General features: G+C 66.4%; 17 protein-coding genes. 15 read left to right on the top strand and 2 right to left on the bottom strand.

Going from position 1 to position 17,803, the window contains the following annotated elements:
* Positions 1–488: 488 nt before the first annotated feature.
* The gene (locus AX690_RS20235) at positions 489–785 is read left to right on the top strand and encodes a hypothetical protein (RefSeq protein WP_066681177.1); all 297 of its coding nucleotides are present in this window, start codon (positions 489–491) and stop codon (positions 783–785) included.
* 15 nt (positions 786–800) lie between these two features.
* Here AX690_RS20235 and AX690_RS20230 read toward each other — a convergent pair whose 3' ends face one another.
* Positions 801–1,427, bottom strand: a complete 627-nt coding sequence (locus tag AX690_RS20230) for a hypothetical protein (RefSeq protein WP_156449741.1) — start codon at positions 1,425–1,427, stop codon at positions 801–803.
* Between the two features lie 298 nt (positions 1,428–1,725).
* Between AX690_RS20230 and AX690_RS20225 the strand changes: the two genes are divergently transcribed.
* The 14 genes from AX690_RS20225 (at position 1,726) to gspN (ending at position 16,320) form a co-directional block, all read left to right on the top strand.
* Complete coding sequence (locus tag AX690_RS20225; protein ID WP_066681174.1) at positions 1,726–3,189, top strand: hypothetical protein; 1,464 nt, start codon at positions 1,726–1,728, stop codon at positions 3,187–3,189.
* A gap of 67 nt (positions 3,190–3,256) precedes the next feature.
* A complete protein-coding gene (locus AX690_RS20220) occupies positions 3,257–5,881 on the top strand; it encodes a TonB-dependent receptor domain-containing protein (RefSeq protein WP_066681172.1) in 2,625 nt (874 codons plus the stop codon).
* A gap of 144 nt (positions 5,882–6,025) precedes the next feature.
* Positions 6,026–6,487 (top strand): type II secretion system protein N, encoded by a 462-nt coding sequence (locus tag AX690_RS20215; RefSeq protein WP_231732253.1) that lies wholly within the window; start codon positions 6,026–6,028, stop codon positions 6,485–6,487.
* The gene (gene gspD, locus AX690_RS20210) at positions 6,484–8,571 is read left to right on the top strand and encodes a type II secretion system secretin GspD (RefSeq protein ID WP_066730536.1); all 2,088 of its coding nucleotides are present in this window, start codon (positions 6,484–6,486) and stop codon (positions 8,569–8,571) included. The genes AX690_RS20215 and gspD overlap by 4 nt, the downstream gene beginning before the upstream one ends.
* Positions 8,568–10,043, top strand: a complete 1,476-nt coding sequence (gene gspE / locus AX690_RS20205) for a type II secretion system ATPase GspE (protein WP_066684075.1) — start codon at positions 8,568–8,570, stop codon at positions 10,041–10,043. The genes gspD and gspE overlap by 4 nt, the downstream gene beginning before the upstream one ends.
* Complete coding sequence (gspF, locus tag AX690_RS20200) at positions 10,030–11,235, top strand: type II secretion system inner membrane protein GspF (RefSeq protein WP_066684070.1); 1,206 nt, start codon at positions 10,030–10,032, stop codon at positions 11,233–11,235. The genes gspE and gspF overlap by 14 nt, the downstream gene beginning before the upstream one ends.
* Before the next feature lie 12 nt (positions 11,236–11,247).
* The gene (gene gspG / locus AX690_RS20195; protein WP_066684069.1) at positions 11,248–11,697 is read left to right on the top strand and encodes a type II secretion system major pseudopilin GspG; all 450 of its coding nucleotides are present in this window, start codon (positions 11,248–11,250) and stop codon (positions 11,695–11,697) included.
* A complete protein-coding gene (locus tag AX690_RS20190; protein ID WP_231732252.1) occupies positions 11,681–12,157 on the top strand; it encodes a GspH/FimT family pseudopilin in 477 nt (158 codons plus the stop codon). The genes gspG and AX690_RS20190 overlap by 17 nt, the downstream gene beginning before the upstream one ends.
* On the top strand, positions 12,138–12,509 hold the full coding sequence (gspI, locus tag AX690_RS20185) for a type II secretion system minor pseudopilin GspI (protein ID WP_066684068.1): 372 nt from the start codon (positions 12,138–12,140) through the stop codon (positions 12,507–12,509). Before AX690_RS20190 ends, gspI begins: the two co-directional genes overlap by 20 nt.
* Positions 12,506–13,099: a type II secretion system minor pseudopilin GspJ gene (gene gspJ / locus AX690_RS20180; protein ID WP_066684066.1), complete on the top strand. Its 594-nt coding sequence runs from the start codon at positions 12,506–12,508 to the stop codon at positions 13,097–13,099. The genes gspI and gspJ overlap by 4 nt, the downstream gene beginning before the upstream one ends.
* Positions 13,096–14,070: a type II secretion system minor pseudopilin GspK gene (gspK, locus tag AX690_RS20175; protein WP_066730535.1), complete on the top strand. Its 975-nt coding sequence runs from the start codon at positions 13,096–13,098 to the stop codon at positions 14,068–14,070. Before gspJ ends, gspK begins: the two co-directional genes overlap by 4 nt.
* Entirely contained in the window at positions 14,067–15,143 is a 1,077-nt protein-coding gene (gene gspL / locus AX690_RS20170) for a type II secretion system protein GspL (protein ID WP_066684064.1), read from the top strand. The genes gspK and gspL overlap by 4 nt, the downstream gene beginning before the upstream one ends.
* Positions 15,140–15,613: a type II secretion system protein M gene (locus tag AX690_RS20165; protein WP_066684062.1), complete on the top strand. Its 474-nt coding sequence runs from the start codon at positions 15,140–15,142 to the stop codon at positions 15,611–15,613. The genes gspL and AX690_RS20165 overlap by 4 nt, the downstream gene beginning before the upstream one ends.
* Before the next feature lie 50 nt (positions 15,614–15,663).
* Positions 15,664–16,320, top strand: coding sequence for a type II secretion system protein N (gspN, locus tag AX690_RS20160; protein ID WP_197426929.1), 657 nt, complete (start codon positions 15,664–15,666; stop codon positions 16,318–16,320).
* Here the strand turns inward: gspN and AX690_RS20155 are convergent.
* Entirely contained in the window at positions 16,317–17,072 is a 756-nt protein-coding gene (locus AX690_RS20155) for an A24 family peptidase (protein WP_066684060.1), read from the bottom strand. The genes gspN and AX690_RS20155 overlap by 4 nt on opposite strands.
* Between the last annotated feature and the right edge of the window lie 731 nt (positions 17,073–17,803).

Genomic DNA, 17,803 nt, shown 5'->3' with positions numbered 1-17,803 from the left:
CCGAGATGGAACGCAGAGCGGCTTAACCCCGTCCACTTTTTCGGGGGAAGATCAGGCTGGACAAGGATGTCGGCTGAAGCTGGTCAAGCTAGTCGGCAAAGCCAGGTCAGAATTTTGGCTGTTTGCACGCGCGCGGCTTCACCGACAACGGGAGCGGCCGGCGGTCACGCTCGGTCCCGCGGCTTTCGCCGCTCCCTCGGGCGCGACCTGCCGCCGGACGCTCGACGCCGCCTCCCGCCACGCGCGGTGCGCGGGCTCCTGTGCAGGCTTCATTTTTTCATCGCGAGGGACGGCGACAGCATCTTTGACTTAGGCGCCTCGAAGGTGAGCGCGCCTTCATGGAAAAAATTCCGACAACGGATAAAAATGCGCCGTGTCCAAGTGACGCGGGCTAAGTTATCCACAGGTCTGTCATTTAATATTCACATTCCATGTGGCGGGGGTAAGTTCTTCGCCAAGCTCGGGTTTCTTCGAGCCTGGAGGAAACAATGATGTCGATCATCTCGGCCTTAGCCGCCGCTACTCTCACGCTCGCCCCGGTCCCTTCAGGTGCGGTGAGCGCCGACAGCGGGGGGAATCGTCTCTATGTCTGCAGCGCTGACGCTGCCGCGAAACGGGCCCTGAAGCGCACCCAGGGCGAGGTGGTGTTTGTCACCGCCAAAGAGGTTCTCGCTGCTCAAGGCAGCGGCGAACGCTGGGCCTCTCCGCGATGCATCACCAACCACGAATTGCGGCGTCTGAAGTCTCAGACCCAGCGTCTGGTTCAAATCAACGCCGCCCGGTAACCCGAGGGCGACCGGTCACGCCGCGCCGGTGGCCCTCGGCGAGGATGAGGTAGGATCAAGGCCGGCGTTCTTTGGCGGACCTTCGGAGAAGGTCGTCAACCGCTCGCCGGTCGGAGCGGCTTCGACGCCCCGCCAGTAGCCGTCATTACCTTTGAAGGCGCCTTCGATCGCCCGCAGACTGCGGGCGATCTCCGCCTGCAGGTGTGTCACCAGGCTGTAGTGCTTTTCGATCAGCGCGAGATCGCGAGGGGAGCGCTCAAGCGCCCCTGCGTACCGAAACAGGCTCGTCTTTATCTCTCGCAGTTCCTTGACTGATCGAGCGATTCGCTCGCGATCGACCTGACCGAAATGACGGGTGCCATGTAGGCGGTTGCGGATGCAGGACGTAAGCCATTGCCGACGCGTCATGCCTATCGCCCGACATTCCTCGTCCAGCCGCGCAAGATCGTCGTTCGACAGCCGGACGACCATCCCGTGACCTTCGGTCCTTGTCGCCGCAACAGGCTCCTCGGCGTCGGCGTCAACATTGAGGACTTGCTCGACGAGCGTCCTGAGCGCAGCGGAACGGCCTCCGCGGGGGGCCGCGTACTGATCGAACGCAGCTGCCATTTCCTCAGGAATTTGAAATCCGAAATGAGCCAATGCAGTTACCAGCGCTATCTAGACAAGTGTATTAGCATTAGTCCGATCACGGACATTAATCGTCACATTGGAAACGACGATTTTACCTGTATCTATCCTTGTGTCAGTGCCGTCAAATGCTTTGTGATCGGATGTAATTCACGTCGCATTGTATCAATTTCGTCGCAAAACTGTGTCTCGGTTGTAATTCGATCTTTGTAGCCCCTTCGCTGGGGTCAGGAAGGGCGAGGCTTTTCCAAGGCGGAGCTTGAGAGCTCTTGCTGCCCTGATTGCGGCTGCTCGCCACTGGAGAAACCTGATGAACCGCTACGGAAATGTTAGCTTGGTCGCGCTCGCGGTCAGCGCTTGTTTGGCTCTCGCTGGCTGCGGCGGCGCAGACAGCGTCGCCTCGCCAGGCGAAGGTTCTTTTGCCGGCGGCGGCACGCCGACTACGCCGACCACGCCGACCACGCCCCAGCCGGGCACGCCGGCCAGCGACTGCCCGAGCGGCTTCGCGAATGTGGGCACCGTGGCCAATGGCACGCTGCGTAACTGCCAGCTGCCGCAGAAGATCACTGGCAACCTGGTCGTGCCGATGCGCAATGGCACGGTCTATTCGGTCAGCGGTCGGGTTGACGTGGGCGACGATCAGGGTGGCGATCCCAACGCGCCGATCGCCGGACGCGCCAAGGGCGTGCTGACGGTTGAGCCGGGCGTGAAGATCTTCGGCTCGGCGGGCCTCGACTACATCGTGGTCAACCGCGGCTCGCAGATCTTCGCGGAAGGCACGGCGACCAAGCCGATCATCTTCACCAGCAAGCAGAGCATCGAAGGTCAGACGGGCGCGGATTCGATCGGCCAGTGGGGTGGTCTGGTGATTCTGGGTCGGGCGCCGATCAGCAACTGCTCGGGCTCGGGCGCCACGCCGGGGACCTCGGGCTGCGAAGCCCAGGTCGAAGGCACGAACGCGTTCTACGGTGGCAGCTCCGCTCAGGACAACAGCGGCGTCATGCGCTACATGCGCGTCCAGCACTCGGGCTTCGTCATCGTCGCCAACAACGAGCTGAACGGCATCACGATGGCCGGCGTGGGCTCGGGCACCACCTTCGACCACATTCAGGTCCACAACAGCTCGGACGACGGCATCGAGTTCTTCGGCGGCACCGTCAACGGCAAGTACCTGGTCCTGACGGGCAACGATGACGACAGCGTCGACACCGACGTCGGTTACAACGGCGCTCTTCAGTTCGGCATCATCGTCCAGCGCGCCAACGGCGGTAACCGCGCCTTCGAGACCAGCAGCGCCGGCACCGCGCCGCGTTCCAATCCGAAGTTCGCCAACTGGACCGTCGTCGGCCGCGGCGGCTCGGGCAACGATCTGCTCGTCGCCAACACCTCGACGAACAATGTCTGGTTGAACAGCGTCGTGCAGCTGACCGCCACGACCGCCGGCTGCGTCGACATCGACGACGCGACGACGCAGGCGACCTTCCACTCCGTGGTCCTGGCCTGCGGCACGCCGTTCACCAACGACTCGAACGTCGACGCCACGGCGGTGGCCGCGTTGTTCAACGCCGGCACCAACAACAGCTCCGCTTTCACCGCTTCGCTCAGCGGCACCTTCATCAACGGCGCCAACGAGGCGGCTCGCCCCTCGTACGCCAACATCAAGAGCTTCAGCAGCTTCCTGACCGACCCGGGCTACATCGGCGCGGTCAAGGACGCCAACGACACTTGGTGGCAGGGGTGGACCTGCGGTCTGACCTCCGGCTCGACCTGCTGATCCCGACGGGGGCGGCCGTGCGCCGCCCCCGCACTTTCTGCTCTCCGCCCAAATCAAGGTTCCCGAAATGAACAAGTTGTTCCTGCCCCTGAGCGGCATTCTGCTCGCGACTTCGGCGCTGATCGCGCCTCAGGTCGCCGCGGCCCAGGCGACCGCCGCCGCCCAATCGCAGTCGGGTCCCCGCGCTTCGAGCGAGGATACGCAGGTCGAAGAAGTGCTCATCCTGGGCAAGAACATCCCCGAGCCGATGCGCACGACCTCGGAAGTGGCCAGCTTCCTGACCGAGGAAGACATCAAGCGCCAGGGCGACAGCAGCGCGGCCGAAGCCTTGACCCGGATCAGCGGTCTGAGCCTGGTTTCCGGACGTTTCATCTATGTGCGCGGCCTGGGTGAACGCTACTCCTCGGCCATGCTCAACGGTTCGCCGCTTCCCAGCCCCGAGCCGCTGCAGCGCGTCGTGCCGCTGGATCTGTTCCCGTCCAGCATCCTGGCCGGAGCCACGGTGCAGAAGAGCTATTCCCCCAACTATCCGGGCGAGTTTGGCGGCGGTGTGATCGATCTGCAGACGGTGGCCGTGCCGGACGAGCCATTCTTCCAGGTCGAGGTCGGCACAAGCGGAAACACCGAGACGTCCTTGAAGAAGGGCCTCACCTACTATGGCTCGGATACGGATTTCCTGGGTTACGACGATGGCGCGCGTGACAAACCGGCGGAGCTGCGCGCGGCGCTAGCGACCGGCAAGCGCATCAATTCCAGCAATTTCACGAATGCGGAGCTGACGCGCATCGGGCAGAGCCTGGTGAACGCGCCGCTCAATCTCATTCAACGTAAGAACAAGATTCCGCTCGGCTTCAGCGCCGACATCAGCGCGGGGCAATCCTTCGATCTGGGGTGGGGACACCTGGGCGTCGTGGCGCTGGGCGGCTTCGAGAACGACTGGCGCACGCGCCAGGGCAAGCAGCAAGAGGGTCTCGAGCAGAACGGCAAGCTCGAGCCGCGCACCAACTATGATTTCACGGCGACCAGCAACAACGTCACCGTGAACGGCCTTCTCGGGCTGGGACTGGAATGGGGCGAAAACCAGATCCGCTGGACGAACCTCTACATCCACAAGACGACGAAGTCGGCGCGTCAGCGCGCCGGCGAGGACTATCTGGCCGGCCAGACGGTCCTGGATTCCTACACCGAATGGTTCGAGCGGGATCTGCTGGACACCCAGTTGGCCGGCAAGCATCAGTTTGGCGCCTGGAACTTCGATTGGCGCGCCTCCTACGCCAAGTCGGAACGGGACGCGCCGTACGAAAAGTTCATCCGTTACCGCCTGGACAACGGGGTCTATTACCACAGCGCCTCGCAGGAGCAGAACGCCACCAGCTTCAGCGAGCTTAACGACACGGTCGCCAGCGGCGGCTTCGACGTCCAGTACACCCTGCCGCTTTCTTCGGGCCGCGACGCGGTGTTCAGCGGCGGTTACGCCTATATGGACAATCAGCGCGATGCCGAGCGTCGGGACTTCCGCTATCAGGGCGGCGCGATCCCGCTGACCGTGCAGCAGGAGCGGGTCGATTTCCTGCTGTCGGACTACAATATCGCTCAAGGATATCTGACCTTCACCGAAATCACCGGCGGTGACGGCGCGGCGGCTTATGACGCTGGGCTGAAGGTCCACGCCGCGTATGGTCAGGTCGATGCGGAACTCCTGCCGCGCCTTCGCACCTCGCTCGGCGTGCGGGTCGAGGACGGCAAGCAGCGTGTGCAGGTCGTGGATCTGTTCGGCGGAGCGGCCGCCAGCCCGACGCGGCTGGATGAGACCTATGTGCTGCCGGCCGCGACGCTGACCTACAATTTCTATGAGGACATGCAGTTCCGGGTTGGCGCTTCGAAGACCATCGCCCGTCCCCAGTTCCGTGAACTCGCGCCTCAGCAATATTTCGACGCGGATACCGATCGCCTCTTTATCGGCAATCCGTATCTCAAGGACACCGAGCTGCTGAACTTCGACGCGCGCGTCGAGTGGTACTTCGCGGCGGGCCAATATCTCTCGGGCGGGGTCTTCTACAAGGACCTGGACCGTCCGGTTGAAGCGGTCGTCAGCGAGCAGGGCGCGACGATTGTCCAGACCTACGTCAATGCGCCGAAGGCGACGCTCCACGGTTTTGAGGTGGACTTCCGCAAGTTCTTCGAGCTGCCGTTCGAGGGCCCGTTGTTCGACGGCAAGCGCTGGATGATCGGCGCGAACTACACCTACACCAATTCGGACATCAAGGTCTCCCAAGGCGACGTGGTGTTCCCGCTGGCCGGCGCGGGCGCGTCGCGTCCGGCTTCCGACTACGTCACGGACGGCAGCCAACTTCAGGGGATGTCCGAGCATCTGGCCAACATTCAGTTCGGCTACGAGAACGTCGAGACACGCTCGCAGGCCACCATCCTGGCGACCTATGTCAGCGAGCGGATTTCGGCGCGGGGCCGACCGGGTCAGCCGGACCTCGTTCAGGATCCGGGCGTTACGGTGGACTTCACCTATCGCCGGGCCTTCGACGTGAAGGGGCGTGAGCTGGAGTTCACCTTCAAGGCCCGCAACCTGCTGGGCGAGGACTACCAAGAGTACCAACAGTTGGGCGGCGGTCGCGTCGACAACAACAAGTACGATCTGGGCCAGAGCTTCTCGGTCAGCCTGTCCACTAAGTTCTAGTCCGAGAGACAAAATCCGCCGCGCCGCGGCGGTTGGCGACGCTCCTCATTCGTCCGAATGGGGAGCGTTTGTCATGAAGGTGTCGTCAAACCGTCGTCCAACCGCGACGCCCCCGGGGTACTGCGACTGTGACGATAGGGGGCGTTGCGGATTTTGCGGCTCATTGAACGAGTACGGACTTTTTCGCCTCGGATCACGGGCGTGGCCGAGGTCGCGCTGACGGTGTTGCTGGGCCTTCAGACCGCGCGCCTGATCTGGCTAGTCGTCGCCGCCCCGCCAGCGATGGCGCCGCCCGTCGCGATCGCCGCTAAGCCCGTCGACTGGACCGTTCTGGCGACGTTCGACGCTTTCGGCGTCGGGCGTAGCGCGGAGGCCAGCGAGGCTTCCGGCGGCCAGGAGGCCTTGGGCCTGCGCCTTTTCGGCGTTCGCGCGGGCGGTCCCGGGGGCGGTTCGGCGATCATCGCCGGCGCCGACGGGGTCCAAAAATCCTTTGCGGTTGGCGAGGCGATTGCGCCTGGCGTCGTGCTTGCGGGGGTGTCTCCAGACCACGTTGTTCTGGCGCGCGGCGACGCGCGCAGCGTTCTTTCTTTCCCGGAAAATCCATGACCAACGTCCTTGCCTCGACACGCGTGGTCCTCGCCTGCGCCGCCCTCGGGATAGGCGCCAGCCTCGCGGCTGGGCCGTTCGGCGCGACCGCCGCTCGCGCTCAGGCCCAGGTTCTCAATGTGCAGGACGCCGACATCCGGGTCTTCATCCAGGATGTCGCCAAGACAACCGGCACGACCTTCATCATCGATCCGCGGGTAAAGGGCTCGGTGACGGTCGCCAGCAATGGCCCCTTGAATCGGCGCGAGCTCTTCGAGGTGTTCTTGGCGACCCTGCGGGCCAACAACTTCGTGGCCATTCCAGCTGGCAACGGCGCCTATCGGGTGGAGCCCGCCGAGAACGCCGCGCGTCAGCCCAGCGCCGCGGGCGGTCAGTTCGTAACCGAGGTCTTTCGGCTGCGAGCGATCGACCCCGCCACCGCCGCCGACATGCTCAAGCCGTTGATCGGGCCGCAGGGACAGGTCGTGGCCAATCCACGTGGCGGCGCCGTGGTGGTCGCCGACTACGCCGACAATGTTCGCCGCATACGCGGACTGCTGGCCCAGGTCGACCAGGACCGAGCGAGCGTGCACACCGTGACCCTGGCCAACAGCTCCGCGCGTGAGATCTCGCAGGTTCTCAACGAGCTTCTTTCGGCGCCAGGCGCGGACGGCAAGGCCGCGCGCGGCGCCGTCACCGTGGTGCCGGTCGAGAGCAGCAACTCGGTGCTGCTGCGTGGCGAAACGGACGCCATCCAGCGGTTGTTGCCGATCATCGCGGATCTCGACCGCCGCGCGGAATCGAACGACGACGTCCGCGTCATCTTCCTGCGTCACGCCAACGCCGAGCAGATGCTGCCCGTCCTTCAGCAGTTGGTGGGACAGACGCCCTCGGTGTCGTCTGGAACTGGGGCGGGGGGGCGGACCTCAGGGGGGACGTCCGCCGCCTCGGCCAGCGCGTCGGCGGCCAGCCAAGCGGGGGCTCCGTCCGCCCTCGGCGCGGGCGCGAAGGCCAGCGTGGCGCGCTATCCCGGCGCCAACGCTCTGATCATCAGCGCGCCGCCCGAGACGCAACGCACGCTGGCCGAGGTGGTCCGGCAGCTTGATCTTCGGCGAGAACAGGTTCTGGTCGAGGCGATCGTCGTCGAAGTCTCGGACGAGGCGGCCAAGCAGCTCGGCGTGCAATTCCTCCTCGGCGGCGCGAACGGAACCGTGCCGTTTGTCGGCACCAACTACACCAACGCCGCTCCGAGCCTGTTTCCGCTCGCCGCCGCGGCCGCGGCCGGCGCGCCCAAGGAAGGGGAGAAGGACGCGCTGACCAGCGTGCGCGAGGCGGCCATCAGTTCTCTTCTCAGCGCGTCCGGTGTGACGGGCGGCGTCGCCGGGCGAAGCGGCGACACCTTGTTCGGGGCGATCATCAACGCGGTGAAGAAGGATGCGGGCTCGAACCTGCTGTCGACGCCGTCGGTCATGACCCTGGATAACGAAGCGGCTCGGATTCTGGTGGGGCAGGAGGTGCCGATCACCACCGGCGAGGTGCTCGGCGCCTCGAACTCCAATCCGTTCCGCACAATCCAGCGCCAGAATGTCGGCATCCAGTTGGAGGTCAAACCGCAGATCAATGTTGGCGGTGGGATCACCCTGTTCCTTCGCCAGGAGGTCTCCAGCGTGGCCGGCCCGGTTAGCGTGGGCTCCACCGAACTGATCATCAACAAGCGTGAGATCGAGACCACGGCCGTTGTCGACGACGGCGAGATCGTCGTGCTGGGCGGCCTGTTGGATCAGCAGGAGAAGGTCTCGTCGCAGAAGACGCCGCTGCTGGGCGACGTGCCGGGCCTGGGGGCGCTGTTCCGCAGCAGCGCGCGCGAGCGTTCCAAGACCAACCTCATGGTTTTCATTCGACCGCGCGTGATCCGCAGCGCCCTGGACGCCCGGGCGGCGACGGCGCCGCGCTACGACTATATGCGCGCGCTGCCGACCCTGACGTCGCCCGAGGGCGACAACAGCCTTGACGCCGTGTTGCGCGACTATATGCGCACGGCGCCGCCGGTCGCTCCGCCGCCGGTCGCTCCGCCGCCGCCCCCGCCGCCGACGGCCAAGCCATGACCACGCCGCTGCTGTCCTACGGTTTCGCCAAGCGCCACGGGGTCGTGTTGCTGTCGCTCGACCAGGAAGCGGTGATCGCGCTTCGTGAAGGAAGCTCTCCGGCGGCGCTTGTCGAGGTCAGGCGGGCGCTGGGCGCGCCGCTTGTCGTAAAGCCCATGTCAGCCGCGACGTTCGACCGGACGTTCTCCCAGGCCTATGCCGGCGCAGGCTTGGCCTCGGCTTCAAGCGCCGACAGCCTTGATCTGGAAGGCGGCCTGGGCTTGCTGCTGGACGACATGCCGACCGCCGCCGACCTGCTGGATCCGCAGGACGATGCGCCGATCATCCGCCTAATCAACGGCCTGATCGCCGAGGCCGTGAGGCTGGGCGCGTCGGATATCCATATCGAGCCCTTCGAACAGGCGCTTGTGGTCCGCCTTCGCATCGATGGCGTGCTTAGGGAGGTGCTCAGCCTGTCGCCGCGGATCGCCGCCATGTTGGTGTCGCGAGTGAAGGTGATGGCCAAGCTGGACATCGCCGAGAAGCGCCTGCCGCAAGATGGGCGGATCTCGCTGACGCTCGGCGGTAAGAGCCTGGACGTGCGGGTCTCCACCTTGCCCGCCCGCATGGGCGAGCGGGTCGTCATGCGCATTCTGGACAAGGATCAGGCCGGCCTGCGGCTGGCCGAACTGGGTATGCCCGACGACGTCCTCGCCGCGATCGAGACGGCGGTGCGCGAGCCCCACGGCATCATCCTGGTCACCGGTCCCACCGGTTCGGGGAAGACCACCACGCTCTATGCCGCGCTGGCGGTGCTGAACGACAACTCCCGCAACATCCTGACCATCGAAGACCCGGTCGAGTACGCTGTGCACGGCATCGGCCAGACGCAGGTCAACACCAAGGTTGGCATGACCTTCGCGGCCGGGCTGCGGGCCATCCTGCGACAGGATCCGGACGTCGTCATGATCGGGGAGATCCGGGATTCCGAGACCGCCCAGATCGCGGTCCAGGCCAGCTTGACCGGACACTTGGTGCTCTCGACCGTCCACACCAACGACGCGGCGGGGGCCGTCGTCCGCCTGCGCGACATGGGGGTGGAGCCTTTCCTGCTGGCCTCGACCCTGCGGATGATCATCGCCCAGCGTCTGGTCAGACGTCTTTGCCCTCGCTGTCGAGCGCCGGAGGCGGCCGACGCCGGGACCGCCGCGCTGATAGGCGCCGAGGCTGGAACGACGATTTTCCGTCCGGTCGGCTGCGCCGACTGCAATCATACCGGCTATCAAGGCCGGGTTGGCGTCTACGAGGCGATCCGGGTGGACGAGACCCTGCGACGCCTGATCGGCCAGGGGGCGTCCGAACAAGAGATCACGGCCGCCGGCTTGGAGCGGCCCCTTGGCCAGGAGGCGCGCCGCTATGTGCTCGAGGGCGTGACCACGATCGAGGAAGCCCTGCGCATCACCGGACACGGAGCGTCCGATGGCGACGTTTGACTATGTCGCCTTGGACCTGCGCGGCCGCACCCGCAAGGGAAGGGTCGAGGCGTCCGACGCCAGTGCGGCCAGCCAGAAGCTGACCCGTCAGCGGCTCGCGCCGGTAAGCCTGGCCCCCGCCGCCAAGGCCGCGGCCGTCGTTCCGTTTCTCGGCGGCGGACTGAGCGCCCAGGAGCGGGCGATGTTCACGCGCCAACTGGCGACGCTCTCGACGGTCTCGACGCTGGAAGAGGCTCTGCGCACGATTGCGTTGCAGAGCGACAAGGCCAAGGTCCGACGCGTTGTCGAGGAGGTTCATGGCGCCTTGCTGGAGGGCTACCGACTGGCCGACGCCCTGGGGCGCCCCGCCAAGGCCTTTCCGCCGCTCTATCGCGCCATGGTTTCCGCCGGCGAGAGCTCCGGCGCGCTGCCCAGCATCCTCGAGCGCTTGGCGGATCTGCTCGAGCAGCAGCAGAAGGTGCGGGCCAAGGTGGTGACGGCGATCGTCTATCCGGCTGTCCTGGCGCTGGTGGCTTGCCTGGTGGTCACGGCGTTGATGGTCTTCGTGATTCCAAAGGTGGTCGAGCAATTCGACACCATGGGTCAGGCGCTGCCGCTGCTGACGCGGATCGTCATCGGACTGTCCTCGCTGCTGGGCGATTTCGGATGGCTGATCGCCCTCGTTGGAGCGGGGGCGGCGCTGGCCTTTGGACGAGCGCTGCGTCAACCGGCGTTCAAGCTCTCCGTGGACAGAGCTCTGCTGCGCCTTCCCCTTGTCGGTCGGCTGATCCGCGACGTGCACGCCGCCCGTCTAGCCCGCACCCTCGCGACGATGATCGCCAGCGGCGTTCCCGTGCTGGAAGGGCTGACGCTGACCGCGAGCACGGTCCGCAACGCGGTGCAGCGCCGGGCCATGGACGACATGATCGCCGCCATCCGGGAGGGCGGGGCGCTTTCCGTCGCCATGCGACGCACGCAGGCCTTTCCCCCGGTGCTGGTCCACATGACCGCCAGCGGCGAGAGCAGCGGGCGCGTCGAGGTCATGCTGACCCGCGCCGCCGACTATCTGGAGCGCGAGTTCGAGACCTTCACGGCGATGCTGCTCAGCCTGCTGGAGCCGGCGATCATCGTCGTGCTGGGCGGCGTGGTGGCGACCATAGTGCTCTCGATCCTGCTGCCGATCCTGCAAATCAACACCTTGGCCTTGAACTAGGAGGCTCGCGACATGACCGCGCCCGTTTCCCTCGATCGCCGCCGCCGCAAGCGCGCCGGCTTCACCCTCGTCGAGATGATGGTCGTCATCGTGATCCTTGGCCTGCTGGCCACCGTGGTCGCGATCAACGTCCTGCCCAGCCAGGACAAGGCGATGAAGGAGAAGGCCAAGGCCGATGTCGCCGTGCTGGAGCAGGCGCTGGAGAGCTACAAGCTCGACCTGTTCGCCTTTCCGTCGACCGAGCAGGGTCTGCAGGCTCTGGTGACCCCTCCCGCTGGGCTTTCCCAGGTCGAGCGCTATCGGGAGGGCGGCTACATCCGTCGTCTGCCCAAGGATCCGTGGGGCAATCCGTATCAGTACCGCTCTCCGGGCGCCCATGGCGTGATCGACGTGTTTTCGTTCGGCGCGGATGGTCGCGAGGGCGGCGAGGGCAAGGACGCCGACATTGGCAACTGGGGCTAGGATCAGGAAGCGACGCGCGACCGCAGCCGGCTTCACCCTGGTCGAGATGATGGTCGTGCTGGTCGTCATGGGCCTTCTGGTGAGCGCGGTGCTGCTGACCCTTCCGACGGGCGGCGCCGACCTGTCGCGCGAGACCGAGCGGCTGGCGGCGCGGTTGGCGCGGGCTCGTGAGGAGGCGATCCTGGTCAATCGTCAGGTCCGCGCTACCCTGACCGAGAACCGTTATGGGTTCGAGGTCCGAGGCGCTGGCGGCGAATGGCGCTTGCTGGAACAGCCGCCCTTCGGCGATCAGCCGTGGAATGACGGAACTCAGGTGGAGTTCGACAGCGCCGGCGTCGTCTTCGAGCCGACCGGACAGGCCGCCCCCATACGGATCATCCTCACGCGGGACCGGCGCACGGCGACGGTCAGCGTGGACATCGCGGGAAACGTGAGGATCGATGGCCCGCAATCGCTCTGAAGCCGGCTTCACGCTGATCGAGCTGCTGGTCGCGTTGGCTGTCTTCAGCCTGGCGGCTCTGGCGTTGCTGAATCTCGCGGGAGAGAACACCCGGACCGGCGCCCGCCTCCAGGATAGGGTGTTGGCCGAAGTGGTGCTCGACAACCGCGCTATTGACGCCCTGACCAGCCCGGGGGCTCCTGCGTTGGGGCGATCGACGGGCGTCGAGCAGGTCGCTGGAGTGAAGTGGATTTGGGCGCGCCAGGTCAGCCGTACGTCGGACGCCGACCTGCTGCGTATAGACATCGCGGTATCCCGTGCAGGAACACGCGCGCCATCCGCCTCGGCGACGCTATTTCGGGGGCGGCCATGAGGCGTGGCTTCACCCTGATCGAGATGCTGGTCGCGTTGCTGATCTTCGCGCTGATAACGGCGGCCGGCGTCGCGGTGATGACCTCCGTTCTAAGCGGTCAGAACGCCGTCCGGTCGCGAGTCGAGCGTTACGCGGAACTTCAAGGCGCCCGGGCGCTGCTGAAGGCTGACCTCTCGCAAGCCGCAGCGCGACGCACGCGCGGCGAGGACGGCGAGCCCAGCCTGACCGCCTTTGTCGGCGGAAGTCCCTGGGGCGTGGGCGGACCGCTGTTGGCCCTGACCCGGCGCGGCTTCGAGAACCCGGATCACGCATCGCGCGCGTCAATGCAGTACGTGGAGTACGCGCTCGTCGACGGTCGCCTGGAACGCCGCGCCAGGCCGGCGCTGGACGGCGCCCGTCTGGGCCCCCCCCAGGTGCTGTTGGAGGGCGTGAGGTCAGCGCGGGTCTGGTTCCTGGCCGACGGGGTTTGGCGAGAGTCTTGGAAAGGCGATCGCACCTCCGACGTCCCAACCGTCGTGCGGCTGGAGCTTCGCCTGAATGACCTTGGCGTGATCGACCAGCTTTTCCTGACCTCGGGAGAAGGGCGGTGAGGCCCGAACGCGAAAAGGGCGCGGCGCTGCTCACCGTTCTGCTGATGGTCGCCGTGATCGCGGTGATCGCGGTCGCGGTTCTGGACGATATCCGGTTCGGCGTGCGCCGCGCGTCCAATGCTCGCGCCGCCAGTCAGGCGCAGTGGTATGCGATTGGCGCGGAACAGTTGGCGCGGCGCCACATCAGTCGACTGTCGCGGCGTGATCCATTCCGTACGACGCTGGAGGGCGACTGGAACGGGCGCGTGCTGCGGTTTCCGATAGACCATGGAGCCATGGCCGTGCGGGTCAGCGACGCGACGGGGTGCTTCAACCTCAACAGTCTGGTCGAGGCCGACCAAGGCGAACCCTATCGTCGTCGGGAACTGGGCGTACGGCAGTTCGCGAAGCTTCTCTCGCTACTGGGCGTGGGCGATACGGCGACACTGGCGGAGAATCTCGTCCAGTGGATGGACAGCAACGACGTCGGGCCGTCGGAAGCGGAGGACCCCGGCTACGCGGCCCTTCCGACGCCCTATCGCACCGCCGGAGGCCCCTTGGCCGAGGTCAGCGAGTTGCGGGCGGTGCGCGGGTTCACGCCAAAAACCTACGCGATCATTCGACCCTATGTCTGCGCGCTACCGACCACGGATCTGTCGCCGATCAATATCAACACGCTTGCGCCGGATCGGGCCCTGCTGCTGACCGCGCTGACCGAGGGGGCGACGCCAGAAGCCGTGGCGCGAGCCGCGCTTGCGGGGCGGCCCGCCGCCGGCTGGCCCGACGTGGCGACCTTCTGGTCCCAACGCGCCCTCCTGGCCTCACCGCCCCGAGACGAGGTGCGAGAGCAACTGCGCGTTCGAACCCGATATTTCGCGCTGGAAACCCAGGTGACCTTCGCCGACCTGCCCATCGCCTCAAGCGCGCTCTTCGAAGCGCCGTCGGCGGGTGGCGTGCGGCTGGTGGCCCGCCGATGGACCTTGGACGAATGAACAGTCTCAAGCTTTTCTTTCCGTCGCCCACAGAAGGCGGCGCCGACGAACTTCTCGAGGGGGATGGGCTGGGTCCCCGGAGGCGGACGCTCGCGCCGGGCGAGCGCGTGGACGACGAGGCGATCGTGGTCCTGCCGGGCGTGGACGTCGGCGCGCGCCGGATGGAGCTGCCGCTGGGCAGTCTCGCCCAGGCGCGATCAGCCGCGGCCTTCCGCCTCCAGGACGAACTCGCGCTTGACGAGGGCGAACTGCACGTAGCGGTCGGAGCGATCGACGAGCAGGGGCAGGCTCTGGTCGGCTGGGTCCGGTCCGCCCGCCTTCAGCAAGCCTTGGACGCCGCCGAAAGTCTTGGCGTCCGGCCGTCAGCGGCGCTTCCCGACTATTTCCTGCTGCCGGAGGATGAAACGCCCACGATGGCCGCCTTTGGGCCGCGATTGGCCGTGCGCGGCCGCGACATCGCCTTCTCGGCGGAACCCGAGCTTGCGGCCGTGCTCCTGGGCGACCGCCCGCATCGCTACATAAACGCGGGAGACCTCGATGCGCTGCTCTTGCGGCAGGCCCCAAAGGCGCCGATCGATTTGCTGCAAGGTCGCTTCGCCGAGGGAGTTTCCGAGCCAGGCCGGATCACGCGGCGCCCGTTTTTGCTGGCGGCCGCGCTCGTCCTCTCGCCGCTGATCATCCTGGGCGCCGAAAGCGCGCGGCGACATGTCCTGGCGGCGCGGCTCGAGGAGGAAGTTCGGGCCAGCGCCGTGGCGCTTGTCCCGAGTTCGGCGCGCTATGAAGACGCGGCCGGCTTTGCCCTGGCGGAGCTCTCCAAACGGCGTGACGGCGGCTTCGCGCGACTGGTCACCGCCTATCTTGGCGTGGTGCGGTCCGTTCCCAGCGTCAGTCTGGACACCCTGGTCTATGGCGATAACGGCGACCTGAGGTCCGCGGTGAGCTATGGCGCCTACTCGGACATGGATCAGTTGCGCAAAGCCGCCGCGCGGGCGGGCCTCTCCTTGGTGGAGCAGAGCACGATCACCGAAGGCTCGCGCACGACGAGCGACCTGATTATCCGGAGCGCGCCATGAACGGACTGGGTCAAGCCATGGTTGACTGGTGGGCGTCCCGCACGGCGCGGGAACGGGGGCTGTTGTCGATCATGGCCGCCATGCTCGTCGTGGTCATAGGTTGGTACGGCGTGGCCTCTCCCTTGGCTCGGTTGGCCGCGGACGCGCGCGAGCGACTGGAGCGCGTCAGCCAACAGCAAGCCATGCTGGCCGTCGCCGCCAGAAGCGTACCCAAACGCGTGGCGACGCAGGAGTCGACGCAAGCCATCGTCGAGGCCAGCGCGGCGAAGGCGGGGATCGCGATCGCCCGGCGTCGACAGGACGCCGAGGGGCGATTCACCATCTGGGTGACGGCGATCGACGCCCGTCAACTCCTGCCATGGACGGTGGGGCTGGAACGAAGTGGAAGCATCACCGTCGTGGAGTTCACGGCGTCCCGGCTGGATGGCGGCTTGATCGAGGCCGAGATTACGTTCGCGAAGGCCGAATGATGAAAAAGCGTCTTGTTCTGGTCTGGCTAGCGGCGACGCTGGCGGCTCTGGTGGCGCTGGCGCCCGTGTCGCTTCTTGTGAATGCTCCAGGCGTTTCAGGCCTGCTTTCCGCGCAAGCGGCATCCGGAACGGTTTGGAGCGGGCGGCTCCGTCGCGCCGCCGTGGCGGGGGCGCCGATCGGCGATTTGGCGCTTGGCGTTTCTCCATCGGGCCTGCTGACCGGCCGCGTCGCCCTGCGCGTGCGGCGGCTGGACGCGCCGGGCGCCGCGACGCTTCTTCTGTCCGGCGTCGATCGTGGGGTGCGGGGATTGTCGCTCCGGACGCCCGCGGATCTGGATCGCGCCGGGATGGCCATGCCAGGCGTGATCATCTTTGAGAGCGTCGACGCCGTCTTCAAGGAGGGCCGCTGCGCGCGAGCGGGGGGGCGGATCATCTTCCAGAGCGCTCCGGGCGAAGGGCCGTCGCTTGGCGCGCTCTCAGGGAGCCCCAAGTGCCAAGGCGAAAGCTGGGTCGTTACGCTCGACGGCGCTGGGACGGAGCCGGGGACGAGCCTGACAGCCCGCATCGACGCCCGATCCATTCAACTGACTCTTGATGTCCGGACCACGGACCCGGTCTTGCTGGAAGCCTTGCAAGCCCAGGGGCTCAAGCGGTCGGCCACGGGCGCGCGGCAAGCGACAAGCATTCGGCTACCGCCATCCGCTTAAGGCGCGTAGAGTCGATGTAGCGGTCCCGTCCACCAGGTCAGCCAAGCTCCGATCGCCAGAAAGACGCCGAAGGGGAGGGCGGCGGCGGGGTCAAATCGGCGCCGCGCGATCAGCTTGGCGGCTACAAGACTTAGTCCCGCCGCACAGGCCCAGATAAGCACCGACGGGAGAGCCTCCCAGCCCACCCAGGCGCCGATCGCGCCCAGAAGTCGAGGATCGCCGCCTCCCAGGCCTTCCCGACCTCGGACCGCCTCATAGACTTTGGCGATCAGCGCCAGGGCCCCATAGCCGACGATGGCGCCGATCACCTGGGGCAGGGGTGGTTGGCCCAGCGCGCCGATGGTCAGAGCAAGTCCGGCCAGGCCCAGCGGGATCGTCAATAGGTCGGGCAACCAGAAATGCTCGGCGTCCAATAGCGCGATCAGCAGCAGCCACCATCCCAGCAGCGCCGTCGCCAGGGCCGCCGGCCCCGATTGGCCCAAAGCGCTTACGACGCCGATGGCGAGGCATCCGGCCTCGATCACCGGATAGCGCCAAGGAATGGAAGCGCCGCACGAGCGGCAGCGTCCTTGGGAGATGGCGTAGCTGAGCAGCGGCGCGAGGTCGATCACCCGAAGGCTGCGTTCACAGCTAGCGCACCGCGACCGTCCCCATATCCAGGCTGCGCCGGCCGGCAGACGGATGGAGACCAAGCCGACGAAGCTGCCAACCACGGGCCCCGCCAAGGCGGTGAAAAGGCCCCAGGCATCCATCGATCAACTCCAAATCTTGCGCCGGATTTGATCATAAGGCCCGGCAAGTCAAGTCAGAGATGGCGGCGCTGCCGCCACGCGCGGTGCGCGGGCTCCTTTGCAGGCTTCATTCTTGGAGGGCGGGCTTTGCCCGCGTGCTTGGGGCTCCGCCCCCGGCGCGCTTCGGACCAACTTCCGCCCAGCTTCGGTCGTGGCCTGAGGACGATGGGCGGCGGGGTGGAACGCCCTGCAGCCGGGTCCCCGCGAAGCCGGCCGCTCCGCTTGCACCCCCGGTCTCGCCGATGGGCGTCGGGGCTCAGGCGCGCCCGCGCAGCGCCGTCCTCCCAGAGCGGGGACGGGAAGGGGACGACCGGGCGGGGCGCGCAGCCGCGCTTCTTCTGGGGGGCTGGCGTTCGGTTTGGCGAGTTGTCCGGGGATTGTTGAGCTTCGGGGTGCGGCGCGGGTTTGCGGGCATTGAGGTCTTTTTGAATTCCACCGCGTGGAGATACGCGGCGAAGTCTCAGACGTGTTGTGCCGTGATGGTCGGTAGCAGTGCCGATCGTCAAACCTGTGGATGAGCGCCTTTCCTGACCCATGTCTTACCTTGCGAAGGTCCGCTCCGGGGAGGTGCGCTGGAACCTAGATCCAGTGCGCTGGCCGCTCCCAGTTCTGACTGAGGCTGTGTGAGAACTCGACAGATCAGCTAGACTCCTGACGAGCAGTCGGGAGGTGTGCATGAGCCGCTTCGTTGA

It is taken from the genome of Caulobacter sp. CCH9-E1 (genome assembly GCF_001556515.1).
In the GTDB taxonomy this organism is placed as follows: Bacteria; Pseudomonadota; Alphaproteobacteria; order Caulobacterales; family Caulobacteraceae; genus Caulobacter.
Note: the sequence above shows the minus strand (reverse complement) of the source record. Positions and strands in the feature narration are given on the sequence as shown.

Coding starts and splice junctions, on each gene's coding strand:
- gspI (WP_066684068.1), top strand. CDS start 12,138: ATGGCCCGCAATCGCTCTGAAGCCGGCTTCACGCTGATCGAGCTGCTG.
- gspL (WP_066684064.1), top strand. CDS start 14,067: ATGAACAGTCTCAAGCTTTTCTTTCCGTCGCCCACAGAAGGCGGCGCC.
- gspJ (WP_066684066.1), top strand. CDS start 12,506: ATGAGGCGTGGCTTCACCCTGATCGAGATGCTGGTCGCGTTGCTGATC.
- AX690_RS20165 (WP_066684062.1), top strand. CDS start 15,140: ATGAACGGACTGGGTCAAGCCATGGTTGACTGGTGGGCGTCCCGCACG.
- AX690_RS20235 (WP_066681177.1), top strand. CDS start 489: ATGATGTCGATCATCTCGGCCTTAGCCGCCGCTACTCTCACGCTCGCC.
- AX690_RS20220 (WP_066681172.1), top strand. CDS start 3,257: ATGAACAAGTTGTTCCTGCCCCTGAGCGGCATTCTGCTCGCGACTTCG.
- gspG (WP_066684069.1), top strand. CDS start 11,248: ATGACCGCGCCCGTTTCCCTCGATCGCCGCCGCCGCAAGCGCGCCGGC.
- AX690_RS20155 (WP_066684060.1), bottom strand. CDS start 17,072: ATGGATGCCTGGGGCCTTTTCACCGCCTTGGCGGGGCCCGTGGTTGGC.
- AX690_RS20225 (WP_066681174.1), top strand. CDS start 1,726: ATGAACCGCTACGGAAATGTTAGCTTGGTCGCGCTCGCGGTCAGCGCT.
- gspE (WP_066684075.1), top strand. CDS start 8,568: ATGACCACGCCGCTGCTGTCCTACGGTTTCGCCAAGCGCCACGGGGTC.
- gspD (WP_066730536.1), top strand. CDS start 6,484: ATGACCAACGTCCTTGCCTCGACACGCGTGGTCCTCGCCTGCGCCGCC.
- gspF (WP_066684070.1), top strand. CDS start 10,030: ATGGCGACGTTTGACTATGTCGCCTTGGACCTGCGCGGCCGCACCCGC.